This is a genomic window from Paraburkholderia fungorum, from assembly GCF_003610895.1.
GTDB classification, from domain to species: Bacteria; Pseudomonadota; Gammaproteobacteria; order Burkholderiales; family Burkholderiaceae; genus Paraburkholderia; species Paraburkholderia fungorum_B.
Window position 1 is genome coordinate 155,622 of sequence record NZ_MCAS01000068.1, and the last position, 22,219, is coordinate 177,840.

Annotated in this window: 21 protein-coding genes; 11 read left to right on the forward strand and 10 right to left on the reverse strand. The window is 60.4% G+C overall.

The window, feature by feature from the left end; translation table 11 throughout:
- Positions 1-14: 14 nt before the first annotated feature.
- The 5 genes from BCY88_RS37720 to BCY88_RS37740 all read right to left on the reverse strand — a co-directional run bounded on the left by BCY88_RS37720 (position 15) and on the right by BCY88_RS37740 (position 3,315).
- Positions 15-1,292 (reverse strand): RNA polymerase sigma factor, encoded by a 1,278-nt coding sequence (locus BCY88_RS37720; RefSeq protein ID WP_120349159.1) that lies wholly within the window; start codon positions 1,290-1,292, stop codon positions 15-17.
- 4 nt (positions 1,293-1,296) lie between these two features.
- A complete protein-coding gene (locus BCY88_RS37725; RefSeq protein WP_120349268.1) occupies positions 1,297-1,704 on the reverse strand; it encodes a VOC family protein in 408 nt (135 codons plus the stop codon).
- Between the two features lie 64 nt (positions 1,705-1,768).
- Positions 1,769-2,296 carry an SRPBCC family protein gene (locus BCY88_RS37730; RefSeq protein ID WP_120349160.1) on the reverse strand — a complete coding sequence of 176 codons (528 nt, stop codon included), beginning with the start codon at positions 2,294-2,296 and terminating at the stop codon, positions 1,769-1,771.
- A gap of 78 nt (positions 2,297-2,374) precedes the next feature.
- Positions 2,375-2,788 (reverse strand): YciI family protein, encoded by a 414-nt coding sequence (locus tag BCY88_RS37735; protein WP_120349269.1) that lies wholly within the window; start codon positions 2,786-2,788, stop codon positions 2,375-2,377.
- Positions 2,789-2,967: 179 nt separating this feature from the next.
- Complete coding sequence (locus BCY88_RS37740) at positions 2,968-3,315, reverse strand: YciI family protein (protein ID WP_120349161.1); 348 nt, start codon at positions 3,313-3,315, stop codon at positions 2,968-2,970.
- 264 nt (positions 3,316-3,579) lie between these two features.
- On the opposite strand from BCY88_RS37740, the gene BCY88_RS37745 reads away from it, so the two are divergent.
- Both BCY88_RS37745 and BCY88_RS37750 read left to right on the forward strand, forming a co-directional pair.
- Complete coding sequence (locus BCY88_RS37745; protein WP_259461665.1) at positions 3,580-3,735, forward strand: glycine zipper 2TM domain-containing protein; 156 nt, start codon at positions 3,580-3,582, stop codon at positions 3,733-3,735.
- Positions 3,736-3,990: 255 nt separating this feature from the next.
- Complete coding sequence (locus tag BCY88_RS37750; RefSeq protein ID WP_120349163.1) at positions 3,991-5,952, forward strand: carboxypeptidase-like regulatory domain-containing protein; 1,962 nt, start codon at positions 3,991-3,993, stop codon at positions 5,950-5,952.
- A 9-nt stretch (positions 5,953-5,961) separates the two neighbouring features.
- On the opposite strand, the gene BCY88_RS37755 is transcribed toward BCY88_RS37750, so the two are convergent.
- Together BCY88_RS37755 and BCY88_RS37760 are read right to left on the reverse strand one after the other, a co-directional pair.
- The gene (locus BCY88_RS37755) at positions 5,962-6,660 is read right to left on the reverse strand and encodes an SDR family NAD(P)-dependent oxidoreductase (RefSeq protein ID WP_120349164.1); all 699 of its coding nucleotides are present in this window, start codon (positions 6,658-6,660) and stop codon (positions 5,962-5,964) included.
- 160 nt (positions 6,661-6,820) lie between these two features.
- Positions 6,821-7,441: a rhomboid family intramembrane serine protease gene (locus BCY88_RS37760; RefSeq protein WP_120349165.1), complete on the reverse strand. Its 621-nt coding sequence runs from the start codon at positions 7,439-7,441 to the stop codon at positions 6,821-6,823.
- A gap of 189 nt (positions 7,442-7,630) precedes the next feature.
- Here BCY88_RS37760 and BCY88_RS37765 point away from each other — a divergent pair, with 189 nt between their 5' ends.
- From BCY88_RS37765 to aspA, 4 genes are all read left to right on the forward strand, one after another.
- Positions 7,631-8,542, forward strand: coding sequence for a LysR substrate-binding domain-containing protein (locus tag BCY88_RS37765; RefSeq protein WP_120349166.1), 912 nt, complete (start codon positions 7,631-7,633; stop codon positions 8,540-8,542).
- Between the two features lie 177 nt (positions 8,543-8,719).
- The gene (locus BCY88_RS37770; protein ID WP_120349167.1) at positions 8,720-10,009 is read left to right on the forward strand and encodes a dicarboxylate/amino acid:cation symporter; all 1,290 of its coding nucleotides are present in this window, start codon (positions 8,720-8,722) and stop codon (positions 10,007-10,009) included.
- Positions 10,006-11,475 (forward strand): cysteate racemase, encoded by a 1,470-nt coding sequence (gene cuyB, locus BCY88_RS37775; RefSeq protein WP_120349168.1) that lies wholly within the window; start codon positions 10,006-10,008, stop codon positions 11,473-11,475. The genes BCY88_RS37770 and cuyB overlap by 4 nt, the downstream gene beginning before the upstream one ends.
- A gap of 94 nt (positions 11,476-11,569) precedes the next feature.
- On the forward strand, positions 11,570-12,988 hold the full coding sequence (gene aspA, locus BCY88_RS37780) for an aspartate ammonia-lyase (protein WP_120349169.1): 1,419 nt from the start codon (positions 11,570-11,572) through the stop codon (positions 12,986-12,988).
- Between the two features lie 78 nt (positions 12,989-13,066).
- Here the strand turns inward: aspA and BCY88_RS37785 are convergent, their stop codons facing one another.
- From BCY88_RS37785 to BCY88_RS37800, 3 genes are all read right to left on the reverse strand, one after another.
- Positions 13,067-14,857, reverse strand: a complete 1,791-nt coding sequence (locus BCY88_RS37785) for a hybrid sensor histidine kinase/response regulator (RefSeq protein ID WP_259461652.1) — start codon at positions 14,855-14,857, stop codon at positions 13,067-13,069.
- 268 nt (positions 14,858-15,125) lie between these two features.
- Positions 15,126-15,344 carry a hypothetical protein gene (locus BCY88_RS37790; protein ID WP_120349171.1) on the reverse strand — a complete coding sequence of 73 codons (219 nt, stop codon included), beginning with the start codon at positions 15,342-15,344 and terminating at the stop codon, positions 15,126-15,128.
- A gap of 352 nt (positions 15,345-15,696) precedes the next feature.
- Positions 15,697-16,011 (reverse strand): hypothetical protein, encoded by a 315-nt coding sequence (locus BCY88_RS37800; protein WP_120349172.1) that lies wholly within the window; start codon positions 16,009-16,011, stop codon positions 15,697-15,699.
- Positions 16,012-16,242: 231 nt separating this feature from the next.
- On the opposite strand from BCY88_RS37800, the gene BCY88_RS37805 reads away from it, so the two are divergent.
- The 5 genes from BCY88_RS37805 to BCY88_RS37825 all read left to right on the forward strand — a co-directional run bounded on the left by BCY88_RS37805 (position 16,243) and on the right by BCY88_RS37825 (position 22,115).
- Positions 16,243-16,614 carry a lysozyme inhibitor LprI family protein gene (locus BCY88_RS37805; protein WP_120349173.1) on the forward strand — a complete coding sequence of 124 codons (372 nt, stop codon included), beginning with the start codon at positions 16,243-16,245 and terminating at the stop codon, positions 16,612-16,614.
- 189 nt (positions 16,615-16,803) lie between these two features.
- The gene (gene trpS, locus BCY88_RS37810) at positions 16,804-17,820 is read left to right on the forward strand and encodes a tryptophan--tRNA ligase (RefSeq protein WP_120349174.1); all 1,017 of its coding nucleotides are present in this window, start codon (positions 16,804-16,806) and stop codon (positions 17,818-17,820) included.
- 323 nt (positions 17,821-18,143) lie between these two features.
- On the forward strand, positions 18,144-19,064 hold the full coding sequence (locus tag BCY88_RS37815) for a CHAD domain-containing protein (protein WP_259461654.1): 921 nt from the start codon (positions 18,144-18,146) through the stop codon (positions 19,062-19,064).
- Between the two features lie 448 nt (positions 19,065-19,512).
- Positions 19,513-20,208 (forward strand): phosphate signaling complex protein PhoU, encoded by a 696-nt coding sequence (gene phoU / locus BCY88_RS37820; protein ID WP_120349175.1) that lies wholly within the window; start codon positions 19,513-19,515, stop codon positions 20,206-20,208.
- Positions 20,209-20,675: 467 nt separating this feature from the next.
- Entirely contained in the window at positions 20,676-22,115 is a 1,440-nt protein-coding gene (locus tag BCY88_RS37825; protein WP_120349176.1) for a hypothetical protein, read from the forward strand.
- Positions 22,116-22,219: the final 104 nt, after the last annotated feature.

The window sequence follows — 22,219 nt, forward strand, 5'->3', positions numbered from 1 at the left end:
AAGTTGCGTGCGATTCAATGCGTGCTGCCGCGCGCAGCACGCTCGAGCAGCAACTCGCGCTCGCGCGCGTTGCGCGTCATGGCGGCGGCGCGTTCGAATTCGGCGCGCGCCTCTTCCACGCGGCCGAGCTTCTCCAGCAGATCGCCGCGCACGCTCGGCAGCCAATGATAGTTCGCGAGCGACGCGTCGGCTGCCAGCGCGTCGACAATTTCCAGACCGGCAGCAGGCCCGAACGCCATGCCGACTGCCACCGCCCGGTTCAACTCGACCACCGGTGAAGGCGCCACCTGCGCCAGCGCGTCATACAACGCGACGATCTGCACCCAGTCGGTCTCTTCGGCACGGCGGGCTCGCGCATGGCACGCGGCTAACGCGGCCTGCAACGCATACGGGCCGCTCGCGCCGCCCAACGCGTGGGTGGTGGCGAGCGCAGCCAATCCCCGGCGGATCAGGAGCGGGTCCCAGCGGCTGCGGTCCTGGTCGAGCAGCAATACCGGCTTGCCGTCGGCGTCGGTCCGCGCGTGAGTGCGCGACGCCTGGATTTCCATCAACGCGACGAGACCGTGCACTTCGCTTTCGTCAGGGACAAGCCCGCTCAACACACGCCCGAGCCGCAGCGCTTCCTCGCACAACGCCGGACGCATCCAGTCGTCGCCGACGGTAGCCGAATAGCCTTCGTTGAAAATCAGATAGATCACCTGCAGCACCGAGGCGAGCCGCGGCGCGCGCGCATCCGCTTGCGGCACTTCGAACGGCACCTTGGCTGCGGACAGTGTTCGCTTGGCCCGCACGATGCGCTGCGCGATGGTCGGCTCGGGCACGAGAAACGCACGGGCGATTTCTTCCGTGGTGAGGCCACCGAGCAGGCGCAAGGTCAGCGCAACGCGGGCGTCGGTGGACAACACCGGGTGGCACGCGGTGAACACCAGCCGCAGCAGGTCGTCGCCGATATCGTCGGCGCGCGCGGCATCGAGGCTATCGACGAAATCCGGCACCAGGTGCGCCTCCAATGCGTCGAGATCGTGGCCCAACGCCTCACGCTTGCGGGCATGCAGCGCTTCCTGACGCAAGCGGTCGAGAGCCCGGTTCTTCGCGGTTGCCATCAGCCAGGCTCCCGGGTTGTCGGGCACGCCCGCGTCCGGCCAATGTTCGAGCGCCGCCACCAGCGCGTCCTGCGCCAGCTCTTCCGCGAGCCCCACGTCGCGCACGATCCGTGCGACGTGGGCAATGACCTTGGCGGATTCGATCCGCCAGACAGCCTCGATGGCACGATGGGTAGCCTGCGTCGTCACGTGATCAGCCCGCTGCCTTGGCGTTCGGGTCCATGTAGATCAGCTCCCAGATGTGTCCGTCGATATCCTCGAAGCCATGCCCGTACATGAAGCCGTAGTCCTGCGGCGCGCGCGGCACCGTGCCGCCGGCGGCGAGCGCCTTCGCGACCAGCGCATCCACCTCGCCCCGGCTCTCGCATGACAGGCCCAGCAATGCTTCAGTGCTTTCCTTCGGATTGCAAAGCGACTTGCGCGTGAAGGACTTGAACAGGTCCTTGACCAGCAGCATGGCGTAGAGGTTTTCGCCGAGGATCAGACACGCAGCCTGCTCGTTGGTGAATTGCGCATCGAAGGTGAAACCGATCGCGCTGAAAAACGCTTTCGACCGTTCGAGATCGTCGACCGCGAGATTGACGTAGATCTGCTTATGCATGATGGAATCCATTGATCCTGCGTTGATCCTGCCGCGTGCCCGCCTGTGCTGCGGGCCGGCGCATTCAACTCGCCTCGGCAAGCGTTTTCAGATTGCTCAGGCCGCCTTCGAAATCCTTGCCGACCATCCGGTCCATGCTGACGAATACCTGCATCAGCTTCGACAGAAAGGGGGCGGGTCCGTGCATCGCCCAGGTGACCTGGGTCTCGCCCGCCTCCGGCTTCAGCTCGAATTCGGCGATGTTATGCGCCTCGAACGGTTTGATGAAATCGAGGTTCATCGTCACGCTCGACGGCGCCGCCGTATCGACAATCTCCATCTGCCCCACACCGATCTTTTCGCTTTGCCATGCATACCGCGCACCCTTGCCGCCTTGCGTGCCGCTGTAAGTGCCTTGCGTCGCGGGGTCTTTGCGCAGGAATGGATTCCAGCGATTGAACTGATGCAGGTCGTCGATCAACCCGTAGACCCGTTCAGGCGGCGCCTTGATGCGCACGCTGCGTTCGATGCGAAAGTTGTCGGGCCGCGTCGCCGCGTAGATGAGCAGTAGACCCACCGCCGCGACGACGGTAATCAAAATGGCTTTGAGCATGATGAATCCTTTCGATGTAGCCGGATCGGCGCCTTATGCGGCGCGCGGATCGGCGTGGCGATCAATGTTGGGCCGCAATCAATGTTTGGCCACGTCCAGTTTTTTGAAGCGCTCCAGTTCCGGGCTCGGCTCGAAGTCTTCGAGCTCATACAGTTGCCGCACTTCGATTTCGCCGTCGGCCTGTTCGCCGAACGGCGCCGGGAATCGCCGCGCCCATTCCATGGCTTCTTCGCGGGAACGAACCTGAATCAGCGTATAGCCGGCGATCAGTTCCTTGGTTTCCGCGAACGGACCGTCGATTACCGTGCGCTTGCCTGCGCTGTAGCGGATGCGCCAGCCCTTCGAACTCGGTTGCAGCCCGGTTGCGTCGAGTAGCACGCCGGCCTTGGCCAATTCTTCGTGGTAGGCGCCCATCGCGGTCATCAGGGCTTCATCCGGCGACCCGCCGGCTTCGCTGACGGCCGTGGCCTTCACTATGATCATGAATCGCATCGCAATCGCTCCCTGGGTGGCGTGTGGTAAGTAAAGATGAAGAGCCATTTGCGGTTCCTGGCTCCTTACTCACACGACGAGCGACGCGTGACCGGATCGACATATTTGTTACCGATCCAGGGAAATCCCTAAGAAAATAGCGCGAATAGGTAACCCCAAGCGAACCCGGGCGAGCCTGCTTAAAGGAAACAGGGGCCGGTTTCGCGGACTTCGACACTGCACCATGAAGCGGCCGGGCAGGCTTGCGCGATCGCCACCGCTTCTTCACGGGTTTCACAATCGAGCAGGAAGAAGCCGCCGATCATTTCCTTGGCTTCGGCGAACGGGCCGTCCAGCAGCTTTGGCTGACCGTCGCGCACCTGCACACGCACTGACTCGGTGACCAGTGATTCGACGGCAAGCAGCTTGCCGCGCTCCTTGAGGTCGGCGGCAAAACGCACCATCTGGTCATAGACCTCGCGCCCCGCCTGCTCGCCGCGTTCGACGCGCTGATCCGGGGGTTCGACGATAAGCAGCAGGTAGGACATGGTGTCTCCGATGGATCGCGCCGCGGACGTGAACGCCAGACCGGCGTACGACGGCAAGAACGCGCTTACAGTTGGGTGGCGAAGGGCAGTCTAGCAAGCGCGAATCACTCCAGCAAACCCGTTTCGCCGCCCGGATGCCGTGACACCGCCGGCTCTACGGACACTCGTAAAACGGCTGCGGCATGGGAATTGCTGCCCGCTTGTGTATCCACACACATCCGAGGTGACATCATGCGGAATCTATCTGGTCTGGGCATCGTCGCAATGGTATTGACGCTACTGGCAACCACGACCGGCTGCACCCTTGGCGGCGCGGCGGCAGGCGGCGTCATCGGTAATGAGGCGACCGATCACAGCGCGGTCGGCACGGTCGGCGGTGCGGTGGCCGGCGGGATTATCGGACACGAATTGGGCAAGTAATTGAAAACGCTGAACCTGAACGGCGGATTCCCCGGCGCGCGACACAAGCGCGCCGCTTTGAAGTATTCTCCGAACGCGCTAAAGCCCGTCGTGAAGGCGCCGTTTAACGCGCCGTTTAACGATTAATTGCAGGAGATAATCCGCATTTAATCCGGCGGCATCGCACGGCATACACAGAACACCATCAAACTCATCGGCATACCTGGTTTGCCGGCAGAACAAACGAATCATATATACGAAGCATCGGGGAATTTCATGCATCGATCGTTAGTGCGTAGCGGCGTCGCGACTGCCGTGGCCTTTGCCTTGCTCCAACTGAGCGCTTGCGGCGGCGGCGGTTCCAGTTCAACGTCATCGTCGGGCACGCCGGCGGCCACGGCCGGCACGGTCAACGGCACGGTCGCGAGAGGCACCGCCGTGGCGGGCGCAAGCGTCACGCTGACCGATGCGACCGGCGCGCAGGCCTCCACAAGCACCAACGCCCAGGGCGCATACACGATCGCGGTGAAGGGAATGACCGCGCCGTTTCTGATTACGGTCACGGATCCCACCGGCGCCCAGGCCTCGCTCGTCTCCGTGCTCGCCAGCCTGCCGAACGGCACAGCGCCGGCTATCGTCAACGTCACCACGCTGACTACCGCAATTGCCGCCATGCTGACGGCTTCGGGCAATCCGGCCGACCTCGGGTCCACCACGGCGCTGGCCAAGGTGACGCTGCCGTCCGTGCAGATCGCCACCCTCACACTCGACGCGATACTGGCGAAAATTCTCGCGCAGAACGGCATCCAGGCGGTGGGCTTCGATCCCATCGGCACGGCTTTCACGCCGAATCACACCGGCGCCGACGCGGTGATCGACACGGTCTCGCTCGTATCGGCGGCCAACGGCGGCCTGTTGCTGGTGTCGAATGCGGCGCCGGGCACGACAGTCGCCCTGAACAACCAGACCACCCAATCGGTCAGCCTGGCAGCACCGGCGGTGGCGGCGAACTATCTGGAGCCGCTTGCTGCGTTGCTGAACGCCTGCGCGGCAAACGGCACGCTCAATACATCATGCTCGCCGGCAATCGACTCGACCTTCCTCGACAACGGTTCGACCGACCTGGCCATCGGCCACGGCCAGACCGATGCGAGGTTCAGTGGCGCGGTATTCGGTTCGCCGAAGACACTCGCCTTTTTCACGCGCAACGGCAAGCAGCTGGCGCTCGTGCAATTGCCGTTTACGCTCGCGAGCGGCACTTCGGGCGGCGTGCTCTACACCATCGCGCAACAGCTGCCCACGCCCGTCGCGCTCTCCAACGGCACACAACTCGGCTGGGATCTGATCGGCAACCAGTCGCAATTCGCTGTTTCGATCATGTCGCAAATCCAGCGCCGCACCTTCCTCGACTCGAAGCCTAACGACGTGAACCGTTATGAATCGGGTCTGAAGGTCGCGATTCCGACCGCTTTGAATCCGACGGTTTATTCGGCTTCCGTCACCGGACCGGGTCTCACTGCGCCGGTCTGGCTGATGCCGCGCAATGCGCTCGGCGGCGACTCGCTGGGTCTGTCGGATCTGCCCTTGAGCGCGGCGCCGGTTTCGCCTGCAATGACGGGCAGCAATACGGAGCTGTACCGCTGGTCATGGCAATCGCTTTCGTCGACCGCGAGCTTCACGCCGGCCTCGAGCGGCTATTACTCGGCGCAATCGGTCGACGCGAGCACCGTGCCGCTCTACGCAACCTATACCGTCACGTTCTACGACAGGAACGGCGCGCAGCTCGGCCAGTCGTCGATCATCAATCCGGGCAGTCCGTTGAACGCGGCGGCGGGCAGCACGGTCGCGTGGCCGACGCTGCAGCCGGACTTCGCGACCCAGTTCCTGACGCCCAGCGGATCGCTAGCCGGCGTGCAGTACGCGATGAGCGTGACATGGTCGAGCGTCGTGACTGGACCCAATCCCACCTATCCGGTGACGTCCGTGCAGATTCAGGCCAACACGGGAACGGGCTCCGGTTCCAGCACGGCAATCTATGGCTTCTCGACCGGCGCGCCGAACAACACAACGGTCGGCCAGTATCAAACCACCGTCCACTCGGGGATCAATTCCACGGGCGTGCAGACTTGCACGAATTGCCCGTTCCCGGCGTTGACGACCGGTGGTTCGCGCCTCGTGCAACTGGGTGGTGGACAGAATGGGACCACGTACTACGATATGACGCAGTACAACAACTAGAGCGGCGCGCTAAAACTTTTCTACCCAGGGGCGTAGTTCAACTTCCCACGTCCACGCGCTGCGATGCTGACGATGAATATGGAGGTACTCCTTCGCTATGGCGTCGGGGTCCAGCCATTTGTCGTCAGCGCTGCCATCGTCCGATTGCACGCGACTACTGGCGATACCACCGTCAATGACAAAGTGGGCAACGTGAATATTTCTCGGGGCAAGTTCCCGGGCCATGGATTGGGCCATTCCTCGCAACGCGAATTTACCCATCGCAAATGGCGTCGAACCCGGTAGCCCTTTCACACTTGCAGTAGCGCCGGTCAGGAGGATGGTGCCGCTGCCTTGTGCGAGCATTCGAATGGCGGCGGCCTGGGCTACAAGAAAGCCACCGACCGCGGTCACTTTAAGCGCATCCTCGAGTTTCTCAGCCTCGATGTCTTCGACCGGGGCGCGATAGCGGCCACTCGCGTTATAGACCACGAGGTCAGGCACCCCGAACGAGTCTTCTACGCTGTCAAAGAGTACTTTGACATCGTCCGGCCGACTTGCGTCGCAACTCAAGGCGAGCGCGCCGGTCTCGTCGACAAGGTCCTTCAGCTTGCTGGTATCGCGGGCTGCGAGCGCGACCTGCATACCCTCTGCTGCAAACAGCCGTGCGAGAGAGGCACTCAAGCCCTTTCCCGCGCCCACAATCAGAGCCGTCTCGGTTCGATTCATGATGCCTCCGGATTCAGCAGGAACTGGCACAGCGGCGCATGTTGTCTGCTCGTCCCTGTTCGCGCTGTGTACCTCGCTGATTGTAGTCGGTTGACCGGTATTCTTCAGCGCTCACCTCAAGACGCGGTCCTGGCAAATATCGGCTGCATTTCAAGGGAGTTCAGGGCACCGTCCGCGACCGCGGCACGGCGAACATACGCGCGGCAACGATGCCGCCAATCGCACCACCGAGATGGCTTTGCCACGATACGCCCGGATAGTTGGGCAGCAGGCCATACAGCATGCTCAATCCGTAGCTGCTGGCGACGAATAGTGCGACCAGAATCGAGAGGATGCCGCGTGTATAGAAGCCACGTGCGACGAGATATCCGGCGTATCCGAACACCACGCCACTCGCGCCGATGTGCACCGAATACGGCGCACCGAGTAACCACGCACACAATCCTGCGCCGAGCATGGCGCCGACGGTCGCCTGCCAGAAGTTCGCGATGCGCGGCCACATGGTGAGCCAGCCGAGCACCACCAGTCCGCCTGTGTTAGCCGTGATGTGCCAGAGTCCGGCGTGCAGCCAGGGGGCGAACAGGATGCCCTGCAGGCCGCCCAGTGTGCGCGGAACAACGCCATGACGGTTCAGATGCAGGAACGGCATCGCGACCGACAGGAAGAACGTCGCCCACATCGAGCCGACAAAGAGGGCGAGCAACACGACCCGATCCTTGATCCGGTCGACGAAAGAACCTGTGGCGCGCGGTGAGGCGGTTGAAACGCCGGGTTGCGACATTCGACTCTCCAGGGTGTGGTGTCGGTGGGTTATCGATAACTACGTCGGCGAGCCACATACGAACGAAACAAACCTTGGCCGCATTCGCGACGAAGCCCGTGGGCAATCCAGGCTCTCGGGCTGCAAGACGGCGCCCCAGCGTAGAATCTCCCGGTCTCGCAGGCGCTGCGGCATGTCACAGGACCCGATATGGAAATCAAGTGGATTGAAGACTTCATCGCGCTTGCACGATATCAAAGCTTTTCACGGGCAGCAGAATTCCGGAACGTCACGCAGTCCGGCTTTAGCCGGCGAATCCAGTCGCTTGAGCAGTGGGTGGGCGCCGACCTCATCGACCGGAGCAACTTTCCCCCGACACTGACGCCCGCTGGACGGCTGTTCCAGGAGGCAGCCGAAGATATTCTCGAGAAGCTCTTCGACACGCGAGCGATCATCCGCACCGAGCAACGGATGGCCGGCAAGGGCCTGCAGATTGCAGCCGGCCACACCATCGCGCTGAGCTTTCTGCCCGCATGGCTGAAGGCGCTCACCGCGCATTTTGGCGAGGTGCGCGCCCGGGTCATTCCGACGAACGTGCACGATTCGATTCTGATGCTCGTCAACGGGAACTGCGAACTGATGTTTGCGTATCACCATCCTGAGTTGCCGCTGCATCTCGACCCCGCGCGATATCAGCATCTGACCGTAGGCGTCGATACGTTCATGCCGGTCTGCAGACCCAATGAACGCTCGGCGCCCGCGTTCCGGTTGCCGGGCACGGCGAACCGTCCGCTGCCGCTCATCTCCTATACGGAAACCAGCTATTTTGGCCGCTGCCTCGCGTTGCTTCTTGGAAAAGCAACGGCTGCCCCGGCGCTGCAGCTTCACTACGAGTCGGACATGGCGGAGGTACTGAAGAAACTCGTCATGGAAGGGGAAGGCGTGGCGTGGCTGCCAAAAAGCTCCATCGATACCGAACTCGAATCGGGCGAACTGGTCGCCGCTGGGCGCGCCGAATGGCATCTCGAAGTCGAACTGCGCGTGTACCGTGACGCCTCAAATCGCAGCGAGTTTCTGGAGACGCTCTGGGGACATATTCGCGCCGCCTCACAACCCTCCTGATAGGGTTTTCACGGGTTATGCGAAACTCGCATAACCACATGCAGTACTAGCATCGACATCTTTTTGATGTTCCTTAATATCCGTCCAACCACAAAAACCTGCTGACTCAGCGAGTTTTCGCCAAGCATGCGCCCGGTGTGCAGTCGAGCACCGTACGCCCTCCCAGGACGGGTTCAAATGAAGAATCGCCTCACACTCTATATTTTTGTCGGCATGGTGCTCGGCGTCATTGTCGGCTACATCTGCCACCGGTCTGTCGCGGATGCCGCTGAAGCGAAAACCATCGCCGGATACTTTTCAATCATCACCGATATTTTTCTTCGTCTCGTGAAGATGATTATCGCGCCACTGGTTTTCGCAACGCTGGTTTCCGGCCTTGCGGGCATGGCGGGAACGAGCGACGTGCGCCGCATCGGCTTCAGGTCGGTGGGGTGGTTCGTGTGCGCGTCACTGCTGTCGCTCGCCCTCGGTCTGGTCCTCGCGAACCTGTTTCAACCGGGGGCCGGGCTCCATATGGTGCAGACCAGCGCCGATGTCTCCACAGGTCTGAATACCGCAGGCTTGAACTTCAAGGACTTCGTCACGCATGCGTTTCCGACCAGCATCATGGATGCCATGGCCCGCAATGACATTCTTCAGATTCTGGTCTTCTCGGTGCTGTTTGGCGTCGTGCTGAGCGTCATCAAGACCGACTCGCGCGTGGCGCCGTTGATCGCAGGCGTCGATGCCCTCGTGCCTGCCATGCTGAAGCTGACCGACTACGTGATGCGTCTCGCGCCGATCGGCGTCTTCGGCGCGCTCGCTGCGGCCATCACCGTCCACGGCCTGGATGTATTGACCACTTACGGCAAGCTCATCGGCAGTTTCTATGTCGGCCTGGTGTTGCTTTGGACGCTGCTCGTCGCCGTTGGCTATTGCTTCCTGGGCAAGCAGATCTGGACGCTGTTAAAGGCGATTCGTGAACCTGCCATGCTCGCGTTTTCGACGGCGAGCAGCGAGGCGGCTTACCCTCGTCTGACTGAAAAGCTCGAAGAGTTCGGAGTCGACAAAAAGGTGGTTGGCTTCACCTTGCCGCTCGGATACGCATTCAATCTGGACGGCTCGATGATGTACCAGGCGTTCGCTGCGATCTTCATCGCTCAGGCCTTCGGTATCGATATGCCGCTAGGCACCCAGATCATGATGCTGCTCGTGCTCATGGTGAGCAGCAAGGGCATGGCAGGCGTCGCCCGAGGCTCGGTGGTCGTGGTTGCTGCCGTCGCGCCGATGTTCCATCTGCCGCCATCCGGCGTCGTGCTCATTCTCGCCATCGACCAGGTCCTCGACATGGGACGAACCGCCACCAACGTGATCGGCAACAGCATCGCGACGGCCGTCATCGCGAAGTGGGAAGCGAAGCGCTCAGCCAAACAGGTAAAGCATGCCGGCGACGCTGTTTTCGTCCAACTGCAAGGTGAGACGGAATGAAGGAAGTGAAGGAAAGGAACATGCGCAAGTTCGGCGTGGTGGGTGGGTTGGGGCCGCTGGCCAGCGCGGACGTATTCTTCAAGCTCGTCAAATCGACGCCCGCGACCAGCGACGCTGAGCACTTCGACGTCGTATTCGAACAGCACCCTTTCGGGAGTTCGGGAGCCGGCACTGAGGCCACGACACAACGAAAGCTCTATATCTTCGACCTGATTAGCCGCTTCGAGAAGCAAGGCGTCACGACGGTTGTGCTGCCCTGCTTCCTCAGCCACACGTTTATCGATGAACTGAAGGCGAACTCACCGCTGCAAATCGTCGACATGGTCGAGGCTGTTCGCAGCCATGTCCGGCGGAAGTTTCCTGCCGTGCGTCGAATCGGCATCCTCGCGTCCGACTACACACGCCGAAAAGAATTGTTCGAAAAGTATTTCCCGGCGCCTGAGTTTGAGATTGTTTATCCCACCGTGCGAAACAACCTCGACCTCGTCACCCAGGCCGTCTATGGGCCGGAGGGCATCAAGAGCGGAAATCTGAATGGCCGGCCCGTCGAGCTTTTGCGCGAGGCGTGTGAGGACCTCATCGCCCAGGGCGTCAACCTCATCGTCCCGGGGCTGACCGAGATCGCTCTAGTCGCGCAGGAGCTGGGGCCATTGCCTGTGCCGCTGATCGATTCGAATCTGGCGTATGCGCAGTACGTCGTATCCGGTCAGTACTCTTCGCCCGAAACACTGTTCAAGGTCGGCGTGGTCGGCGGAGTTGGGCCCGCGGCAACCGTGGATTTCATCCACAAGATCGTCAGGAACACGCCGGCCAAACGCGACCAGGACCACATCAAGTTGCTGGTCGAACAGAACCCGCAGATTCCGGACCGCACGGAAAGCCTGCTTGGCGATGGACCTGACCCGACCATCTCCCTTTACGCGACATGCAAGAAGCTCGAGGCCGGCGACGCGGACATCATCGCGATCCCATGCAACACCGCTCATGCGTTTGTCGAGCGCATCCAGCCGTATCTCAGCATACCGATCGTGAACATGCTGACGGTCACCGTCGGCTACCTTCGCGAAACCTTTCCCTCGCTGCATTCAGTCGGTGTGCTGGCAACTTCGGGAACGGTCGAAAGTGGCGTCTACGAAAAGGCGCTCACCTCGCAAGGGTTGCAGCAGGTCGTTCCGGGACCCGCGTTGCAGGCGCGCGTAATGGATGCAATTTACGGCAAGGAAGGCGTGAAAGCCGGGTTCACGACCGGGCAGTGTCAGTCCGATATCGCTGCTGCGATTGATGGACTCATTGCCCAAGGCGTGGAAGTTGTCATCCTGGGTTGCACCGAGTTGCCGCTACTGCTTCCGCAGACGGAATTCGTCGGTACGAATGGCAGATCGGTCCGCCTGGTGGACCCTACAGAGGTACTGGCCCGGCAGTGCGTCGCATACGCCACTGCAGCATCGGAATCGCAGCGCCCATAGGCGATCGATCGAATCATTCTTTCCCCCGGCCCGTGGTATACAGAGGCGTCGGGTGTTGCACTTCGTCCAGGTTTTTTACCTATCAAGGATCGTTATGCTCACGGCCATCGAACGCATCGAACACGACCTTCTCGGCGACCTCGCCGTACCCGCGGCAGCCTACTATGGCGTCCACACGCTGCGCGCGCTCGAGAATTTTCCCATCACGGGCATTCCGATCTCGGTTTATCCGAATCTCATCAACGCGCTTGCGAACGTTAAAGAAGCGGCTGCGCTAGCGAATTACGACCTCGGGCTGCTCAGCGAGCTCAAGATGTCGGCGATCGTGCAGGCCTGCAAGCAGGTCCGTTCCGGTGTCGCCCACGATCACTTTGTGGTTGACGTGATTCAGGGCGGCGCCGGCACCTCGACCAACATGAACGCGAACGAGGTCATCGCCAATCTTGCGCTCGAGCACCTCGGGCACGAACGCGGCGAGTACCACATCCTTCATCCCAACGAGGACGTCAACCTCGGACAAAGCACCAATGATGTCTACCCGACTGCATTGAAAATCGCGACGTACGCGGGAATCGTGCAACTGGTCGACGCAATGGCCGTGCTCCGGGCGTCGTTCGAACGCAAGGCCGAGGAGTTCAAGGACGACCTGAAGATGGGGCGGACTCAACTGCAGGATGCCGTTCCCATGACGTTGGGACAGGAGTTCAGCACGTTCGCTGTCATGCTCGGTGAAGACGAAGAGCGCCTCAGAGAAGCGTCGAAGTTGATCTGTGAGATCAACCTGGGCGCAACGGCCATTGGAACGGGCATCAACACGCATCCCGAGTATGCACCACTCGTATGCCGCCACCTGAGCAACGTCACGGGTATTGCGTTGACAACGTCACCCAACCTGGTCGAAGCGACACAGGATGTCGGGTCATTTGTGCAGTTGTCTGGTGTGTTGAAGCGTGTTGCCGTGAAACTTTCCAAGACGTGCAATGACCTTCGGCTCCTTTCAAGCGGCCCTCGCGCAGGTCTTGGGGAAATCAACCTGCCACCGGTTCAGGCTGGCTCCAGCATCATGCCGGGCAAGGTCAACCCGGTCATTCCTGAAGTGGTCAATCAGATAGCGTTCGAGGTCATCGGCAATGACGTGACCGTCAGCTTTGCCGCCGAGGCCGGGCAGCTTCAACTCAACGCGTTCGAGCCCATCATCGCGCATAGTCTCTTCAAGAGCGTGGCCCATCTGCGGGCAGGATGTTTGACGCTGGCGTCCAGATGCGTCGACGGCATCACCGCCAATCGGGACCGGCTGCGGTCAATCGTCGAAAACTCGATTGGTATCGTGACCGCGCTTAACCCATACATTGGGTATACGCACGCGACGGAGGTTGCACAGGAGGCGCTCGTATCCGGTCGAAGCGTGGCGGAAATCGTGATTAGCAAAGGGCTGCTGAGTCAGACCCAACTCGACGAGATCCTGCAGCCCGCGATGCTGACCCAGCCTAGAAAAATCGCGCCGGCTGATTGAAGGTTGGACGACCGGGGCGGATGGTTCGCTCCGGTCCGCGGGCCTGAGTACCCACAAACGCCCAGGCGCTCACCGATCTTAGACGATGCCCCGCAGCGTGCCGTTGGCACGATTCGCCAGGATGTACTGCAGCTTATCGAGCGAAAGCGGCTTGGTCAGATGGAAATCGAAGCCGGCCGCCAGTGCCCTCGACTTGTCGGATTCGGACGCATAGCCCGTAAGCGCTACGAGCATCATGTCGTCGAGTCGGCGATTCAGGCGAACCGTTCGCGCCACCTCGAAGCCGTCCATATCCGGCATCCCTACGTCGACGATTGCAACCTCAGGATGCTTCTCAGACATCAGCCGTACAGCATCGCGCCCATTGTCCGACGTTGTGACCTCGTGACCCTCGAGTTCGAGCAAGGTGCTCAGCGCCCGGAGCACGTCCTGATTGTCGTCGACCAGCAGCAGACGCGCGGGCGCGGGTGTCGCGCCAGGCACCTTGCGGGCTGCACCGTCTGTATCCGCTGCCATCCGGAGTATCGGTAAGCGGAGCGTCACAACCGTCCCTTTGCCTGCCCCTTCACTCCTGAGGGAGATGGTTCCGCAGTGCAACTCGACCATCCGCTTCGCCACGGCGAGCCCGATTCCCAATCCACCCTCGGAACGCGCCTGACCGTGGGCGGACTGCGCGAACAGATCAAAGACATGGGGCTGAACCGCGCTATCGATTCCCATGCCGTTGTCCGAGACCTCAATCGTAACCAGGCCGGCCGATTCTTCGCTCGAGCCGTTTGCCTCGACGCGCACGTCGAGCTCGATCGTGCCTCCGACCGGCGTATATTTTGCCGCGTTCGAAAGGAGGTTACCCAGCACCTGGCTCAAGCGGACGTGGTCGGCGCGCACGTAGACCGGCTCGTCCAGCCCCGTGATGTTGAGCGTATGCCTGCGCGACAGGATGTGATGCCTGATGGCTGTCACGGCATCGAACACAATCTCGCTGAGTGAGGTGTCGCTGTGCTTGATCGCGAGCTTGCCATGCTTCAGACGGGCGGCGTCGAGCAGGTCATCGACCAGCGTGCGCAGATGCCTCATCTGGCGTTGCGCGACAGTCAGCACTTCGACAGCTCGTTCGTCTTCCGCACAAAGCCGTTTTGCTGCACTGATCGCGCCATCGATCGGTGTCATCGGATTTCGCAGCTCGTGACTGAGCATTGCGATGAACTCGTTGTGCCGCCGGTCACTCTCTTCACCGCTGTCGCGCGCGTTGACAATGGTCAGGCCGGAGCCCGCAAAAACGGCGAGATTCGAGAGCAGTCTGACGTCCTCGGGATCGAATCTGCAATCCTCCGCATGCGACATCACCCAGATTGCACCTAGCGCTCCGTTGTCAGCCGGAATCGGAACGACAATGCCTTCAGGCACATTCACGCCCGGAAACCGCAGGCAAGAAAAACGGTCCTGCGGATTGATGAAAAGTTGCGGGCCACCCGATTCCAGTGTGACGCCGCATGGACACTCATCCCACTTAGTGGTTTTGCCGCGCAGGGCAGCACAAAATCCAGCAACGGCGAACCACCGAAAAACCTGATTGCCTTCAGGCCCTTCGACGAGACTGATACCCGCGCTATCAGCATGGCAAAGCGACAGAGCCGTGTCCGCGATGGCCTGCAGGAATTCGGAGCGCGGCCCTGCCTGCACTCGGGCGAGTGCCACAAGCGCCCGGTTCTCGGCCGCATAATCTGCGGCGCGGGCCGGCCTGCGGGCGAGCTCATCCGTTTGACTGGGCGCGCGATTGCTTTCCATGACTGACAGAACGATTGACGAGGTAGAGAAAGTTCGAAGGTGAGGATGCCGGGATGCTGCCAGCTCGATCGGTGGGCGCAAAAGCGAGATTCTTCACAGCGGCGAATTTCACATTACGGGAGGGGCAGCACAAAGTCAACGGGGGTTCGTACTCGCTTGCCTGCCGGCAAAATCGGCCTCGGTCTACAGAAGGCACGGCCGTGAAATTGCTCGCGACCCATCGTCCTCAAACGGCCGGCGCGGCCAGATTTTAAAAGACATGTAACGCATAAAGAACGGGCTGTTCGATAGGCGTTCCCGGGTGCGAAGACATCTGCCACAGCTCGGGTTAACAAAGACAGTTCGACTGTCAGCCGTGTGCATCGATCCAGGCGCGAGCCCAGTCCAGCCCGGCATGCTGCGCTTCTTCCTCGGTATCAAAATAGCCGAGGATGCCCGACGCTTCAACCAGCTTCCCACCTCCGGTAATCGTCCCACTCGCCGCATAGCGTTCCGGCTGGAGAATGCCTTCCTGCTGCAGGATGGCATGCCCCCACACGCTATAGCCGTTGTAGGTCTCCGATTCCATCACCGGATGACCTCAGCCGGCATGCCGCGAGCGTCAACCCGGAGCACGTTTCCTTCAGGCGTGATCTGCCGCGGAATCTGGGACATATCCGGCTCGCTTGCCGGTGGGTCCCTTTGTATGTTGCTTTGCTTGGCCATGAGTTTCGGCGCCAGCGCCGGGGCGTGCCGCGCGTGAACTTTCATCGTGCGAGGCACTGCGGGTCGGGGAACCGTCAGCTTGCGTGCGGCACCGCCCCTATGGGGCGCGGTTGCACGGGCCTCCGGCGGATTCCAGACTTCAATGTAGCCTGCCGCGTGCACGACCGGCGCGAGCGTTGCCATCAGTAAGGTCAGTACGGCCAATCCAGTTCTTTTCACGAGTTCTCCTTGCCTGCTTTCCGTTGCAGCCACGCTTTGCAACCCACACCCCGGCCGACACAGCTGCCATCGCACCCGGGACAATAATGCCGGTCTCGTATGTCAGCATCGACGCGCCAGACATTGTCGCTGGCCGGACTTGCTGTGCCCACCGCGTTGCCATTTTCGCAGGCGTAGAAGGCCGGCTCCCCAGATTCTCCACGCCTGAGCGCATCGTCAATCGCCTCGTCACCAAAGACTGAGCGCAATTCCATGATGAAAGCGGTCATCTCGGGCATGGGATGGACGGGCCTGCGAACACGTGCATCCATGGCTCAATCCCTCAATTAAAAAGTGCCAGTTCATTGCCGCGAAATCGCGCGCTCAATACTGTATAAATATACAGGTTTTTCAGTGCGCCATGTCCATTTCCCCACTGTGGCATCCAGGCAAACTGGGTTACCTTCATAGGTCTGCAAAAAACTGAAAGGCTGGGCCTTGCTCGCGCATTTGAGGTCAATCAACCGCCTTGAGTCATGGGTTCAGTCATGTCATGAAGGACGATGAATAAACAACGTAATCACCGTACAGTGCATCATTTGCGCCTCGCGCTGCTGGCAGCGATCATCGCAAGCTCGACCCCCGCCTTAGCGGCGAGCTTCGACTGTAATCGCGCGCGCCTGCCGGACGAAAAAGCAATTTGCGCGTCACGACAACTCAGCGAACTGGACGTCGAGATGTCTGTGCGCTACCAGATGCTGATGGGTCTCGTTGCCATGGGCACGCGCGGGGACATGGGCGAAGAGCAACAGTCCTGGTTGAGCGCGAGGAAGAAATGCGGCGCGAACCAGGCGTGCCTTCTTACCGCATACCGGCAACGAATTCAGACGCTAAAGGGCGAGTACGCCAACCTGGCTAGCCGTGGGCCATTCTAGGCGCCGGGCTGCGCTATACTCGTCCTATGAAAACGACTCCGACCTCGCCGACCCTGTACCGTTGGTGGCGCGCCTGACTTGGGCGGCCCGTTTTCACACGTACATTTACAACGTGATGCCGCCAGTCCTGGCGGCATTTTTATTTTTGCGCGCGTATGACTGGTGGTGTCCCCAAACACCAAACTCACCATGTCACACGCGAACCAACCCATTATCCTCACTGGCGACCGCACAACCGGTCCCTTGCATCTCGGCCACTACATTGGCTCGCTGCGTGCCCGCGTGCAGCTTCAACACGAAGCGCAGCAGTTCCTGCTTCTCGCTGATGCGCAGGCCATGACCGACAATGTCGGCCGGCACCAGAAAGTGACCGACAACGTGATCGAAGTCGCGCTGGACTACCTGGCTGTCGGGATCGACCCCGCCAAATCAACCATCGTCATCCAGACGCAGGTGCCGGAGCTCGCGGAGCTGACGCAATACCTGCTCAATCTCGTGACAGTGGCGCGCCTCGAGCGCAACCCGACCATCAAGGCGGAAATCGTGCTTCGCGGGTTCGAGCGCGACATCCCCGCCGGCTTCCTGACTTACCCGGTCAGCCAGGCGGCCGATATCACGGCGTTCAAGGCGACGCGCGTGCCCGTCGGTGACGATCAGTTGCCGATGATCGAGCAAACCAATGAACTGGTGCGCCGCTTCAACAACACGGTCGACAAGGAAGTGCTGGTCGAATGCGAAGCGGTGCTCTCGCATGTCGCGCGGCTTCCGGGGATCGATGGCAAAACCAAGATGAGCAAGTCGCTCGGCAACGCCATTACGTTGGGCGCAAGCCCAGACGAAATCACCAAGGCCGTGAACAACATGTACACCGACCCTAACCACCTGCGCGTCAACGACCCGGGCCAGGTTGAGGGTAACGTTGTGTTCGCCTTCCTCGACGCGTTCGAACCGGACGTACCCATGGTCGACGAGCTGAAAGCGCACTACCGCCGCGGCGGTCTCGGCGACAGTGTGGTCAAGCGCGTGCTCAACGAGCGGCTGCAGTCGATGCTCGCCCCCATTCGGGAGCGCCGCCGCGAGTTCGCGACAGACCGTGCGGAGGTGCTGAACATCCTGCGCCGCGGCACCATGCGCGCCCGGGAAGTGGCGGGCGCGACGGTGTCAGAGGTTAAAGGCGCGCTCGGTTTGAATTATTTCCAGAACTGAGCGAATAAAGTCCGGGGGTGGCAGCCTCACGCTTGAGCGCGCGGCAACCATTCCACCCCTATTCATGCAGGCCGTGTCCACGGACCTGCGATCCATGCCCGGTTAAGCAGTGACCGGCATAACGGACGCTCCGCGGACGCCTCGGCAGAGCCGGGAAGGCGCATTGGCTTTCCGGAATGTGTCGTTGTACGATTTGTATGAGTAACGAAAGCGCAGTCGCAATCACGGCGCGTTGCGGAATCCCCAAGCGCTTAAGTATTCGTCGCTTCTATCAGGCACTTGCGGCCTGCGTTCATCCTGCCGTATTCGAGGGCGCCCCGGAAATGAACTCCCAGATTTTCGTATCGGCAAAGCCAGAAGCAGGAACGTCCGAGTCGGCCGCCGGCGACCACCACTGCGGGAAGGCGGATTCGATAGCCCTGTCCATGTCGGCGGCAGAGGGGTTTGCATGCCTCGCCGCGTCAATTTCCGCCGATGCCGCCCGGTTCGCCCGCGCATTGCATCAGAAAGCTGACCCCGAGGTGTTGCACAAGCTTCGCGTCGCGCTGCGCCGCTTGCGTTCGCTCTGGTGGGCATACGAACCGCTACTCGACAAGAAAGACTCGGCGCTGCAGCGTAGCGAGTTCAAATCTCTCGCCAACGCGGCTGGCAAAACGCGTGACTGGGATATCCTGCGCGACCTGCTCACAGCCGACCGGTCGATGCAACACACATTTGCCGCGTTGCTCAAATCTGTCGACGAGCATCGCGCCGACGCGCTCTCATTCAGTCGAAGAATCATCGGAAACGCCGGTGTCGAGCGGATACTCCAGCGCGCGCTAACGGGTGCGCAACAGCAGTTGAATTCGCGATCCGCCATTCCAATGCTTGCCTCGTTTGCCGAGGAGCGCGTTGCATCAGCCGAAAAGGCTTTGAGAAAGCGTGTGAAGCAGGCGGCATCGGAGAAACATTCGGGGTACGTTGCGCTTCATGAAGTGCGCATCGCGGGGAAGAAGCTGCGCTATCTGCTGGAGTTCTTTTTACCGGTGCTCGATGGCAGTCATCAGCCCGCCATTGACCGGTTGACCTCCGTGCAAGACGAGCTCGGCAAGCTCAACGACCTTGTCACGAGCGAAACCTTGCTGCGCGAGTATGCGTTCCAGCTCGGCGCGTCAAAGGCGCTCAAAGAGGCCGTTGGGTATCTGCAGAACCAGAAGAAATCTCACATGCACAACGCGCACGAGGCATTGCGCACGGCGTGGTAGAGGTTCGACCGTCGCGTCGCCCCACCCAGATCCGACCCGATCCGCACGGGCCTGGTATCGTGAAGCAATCTGATGACCACTGCAGCCGCCCGTGAACTGCACGCGCCCGGCGCGCCCCGTACAAAGCCAATCGTTTCAGCAACTTGCGGCGCTTGCCCGTGAGTTTTCCACAGCTTTGCAAACAGTTTATGTGGACAACTTAAGGGCCATACCCGTTTAGCGCCCGCGTCAAAGCGTTCCTGAAAATGTCACAAACTGTATATACTGTTTATACCTTTGTTGGTCAGGACACGCACCACCGCTCATGCTGGCGCGGGTATACGGAGATTCGCATTCCCTGTGCATCTGCTTGAGCAACGCAACGTAGTCGCGCCGCCGCCGTTCGTACGAATCAAGGCATTGTGTAACTGAGCATTGCGTCGCAGGCAAATTTGCCTGAGGAGCGAAGATGTCGGATAAGCATCTTTCCAGCAGGTTTGACTTTGACCTCAACCTGCTGTTGACCCGGTTGCTCGAAATGGGCGGCCTGGTGGAAGCGCAGATTGCCTGCGCGATGGAGACATTGAACACGTTCGATTTGGCACTTGTTGAACAGGTTCTCGAGGGCGAGCACCGGCTCAACGCGATGGAAATCGAAATCGACGAGGAAGTGAGCAATATCATCGTTCGCCGGCAGCCCACCGCCCGTGACCTGCGACTCCTGATGGCCGCCTCCAAGTGCATCACCAACCTCGAACGTGCCGGCGACGAGGCACGGAAGATTGCGAAGCGAACCCGCCGCATTGCGATGGCGCCCACAGTGCAGGCCGTCAACATCGCTGAAATCAAAGCCTCCGGCAAAATGGCCGCGGATATTCTTCGTCACGCGCTGGATGCTTTCGCGCGAATGGATACCGTTGCCGCCGCGCAGATTGTCCAGGACGACGAAGCCATCGATAACGAGTTCGTGGCCTTCGTGCGCAGGCTCATCACGTCCATGACGCAAGACCCCCGGACCATTGCAATGGGGTTCGATTACCTCTCCATAGCAAAGGCCATCGAGCGTATCGGCGACCATGCCACCAACATCGCCGAACTTGTCGTCTACATTGTCAAGGGTACCGACGTTCGCCATGCGCCACGAGAATTGATTGCGCGTTGCTAACATTGGTCGATAAAAATTGGCGTTGTTTCGATTTCAATGTGCGCACTGTGACGAATGGCATGAAAGCGAGCCAAGTATCGGCTTCGACAGCGTGCGTGGCAGCGACGTCCATTCGCGGCACGTAAAGAAAGTCGACACTACGAATGCCGTTCTCGCCAAGTCATAACGCAGGCGAGAAAACAATGGACGCACGGCGACCCGCTCAGGAAAGTTTTCGACCCGTGGTTATCGGCCATTCCAGACTCAATCTTTAGGTCTGCTGTTGCTCAGCACTAAATTAAAAGCGAAAACCGCCGATCAACTTGGAGCCGTGAGATAAGCCGGAGATAATCGTGGCCGCGCCGCCGCGATGATTTTCCGTGGACACGTCACCGTTACATCCCAGTCAGCTCTGGTATCGCCGCTCGTGCTTTTGCTCGGTTCGGATACTGGGTGTGCCCAAAATGCAATGTACTAGAGTCGCATCAATGAGAAAACTTCTCTTCCTGACGGCCGGAGTTTGTCTCCTGCTGTCGAACCAGGTGGTCCTTGCCGTCGATGGAGCAATGCCATTCACCTTGACTCCTGCTTCGCCCCCCATCTCCGGGGCTGCAGGAGCAATGCTTGATGGTCAGGTCAGAAAGCTGGGCTTTGACCCCGACAGTGAGGCTGGAAAACTCGTCAGGAAGTGGCTCGTGCAAACGCTGACGGACCCGGATTGGAGGAAAGTCATGGCGCCGCCCAGTGGCCGACCAGGTGATAACCCCTCCGACGCCAGCATAGCGAACAGGCTCGGTGCAACACTGTCGCCTCACGAGCGCGAAACGCTGCTGCGGTTGTTTCTAAGCTTCGTTTCCGGATTAAAACCAGAGGAGTGCGGGCAGATACTGGGAAGGAAGGGGTCACTGCCTGGCACCAACATCCTGTCTGCCAGGCAACTTGACGCGCTTCTGACATTGCTGAACTCCGCAGTGAAAAAGAGTGCGCGCGGTGACATGCCCAGCGAATCCTACTCGATCGCCCAGGCGCTTGATGCGGATAGCACGATAGAGATGCAGACGGAAGCGGAGCTTCGCAAGAACAAGGAAATTACCGAGGCCGAAATGCAAGACTTGCCCGCGATTTTCAACGGCAGGCATGCATGCATCGCCGCGTCGGCGGTCATTCGGTCAATGCTGGAAGCGCCTGAACCCACGAAAACAATAGCGTCCTGGGATTTTCTCTCGTCTCCGTGGCATGGCAGCGCCAGCCAGTATGTCCTGCGGACCGCGGAACACTATGCCAACAACGAGTTCGGCCTCGACAAGTTGCCCGCGCAGCTTGCGAGCCAATTGCCGGCATCCGGCTCGAAGCCGCTGGGCTTTCGCAGCGTGGCGATAGAAGGAGATTGGGAGAACCAATCGCATCCGGAGTTCGACGGACGGTATCGCAAGACATACTGGAACCTTCACGACACGGGAGCGGTGGCGACCTTCCTAAGCCGGGCTGATGCTGACAAAGAGGTGGTATACGGTCGTTTCGCAACCGAGTTCGGCTTCGCCGGCTTGAGGGACCAGGAAGTCGGAACCGGGATTCGGATTTCGCCACCAGCGGTGTTTCCGGCCTCGCAATTTTCAATGGCGAGCGAAAGCAACGTTGTGCCTCAACCCAACAAAAGTTTCCGGGTTCCGGCAACTCAGCCGTCAGTTGACGATGTGGGCGATTACCAATGCCAAACCTATGGAAAATACCCCGCATCGAAAGTGTTCAAGGATCTGACCGGCGACGCGGTGGATGTCAGTTGCCACGCGGTGTCGGTTACAGGCGTGACGAAGTATCAGGTCCGGGAAGCTTACCTGTACGACTACAGCATCTCGGTCAGGCTGTTTGAAATCGATAAGGACGGGCTCACCGTATCGCGCATTCGCGATGTGACGGTGACTCAGTAGACCTGCATACTTGAGCTACGACGTTTGCGTCAATTTCGGCACCCCTGCCCGAGCTCGCAGATCGCCCAGTATCCTGGCGGCTTGCTCGACTGCGAACGCTTCGT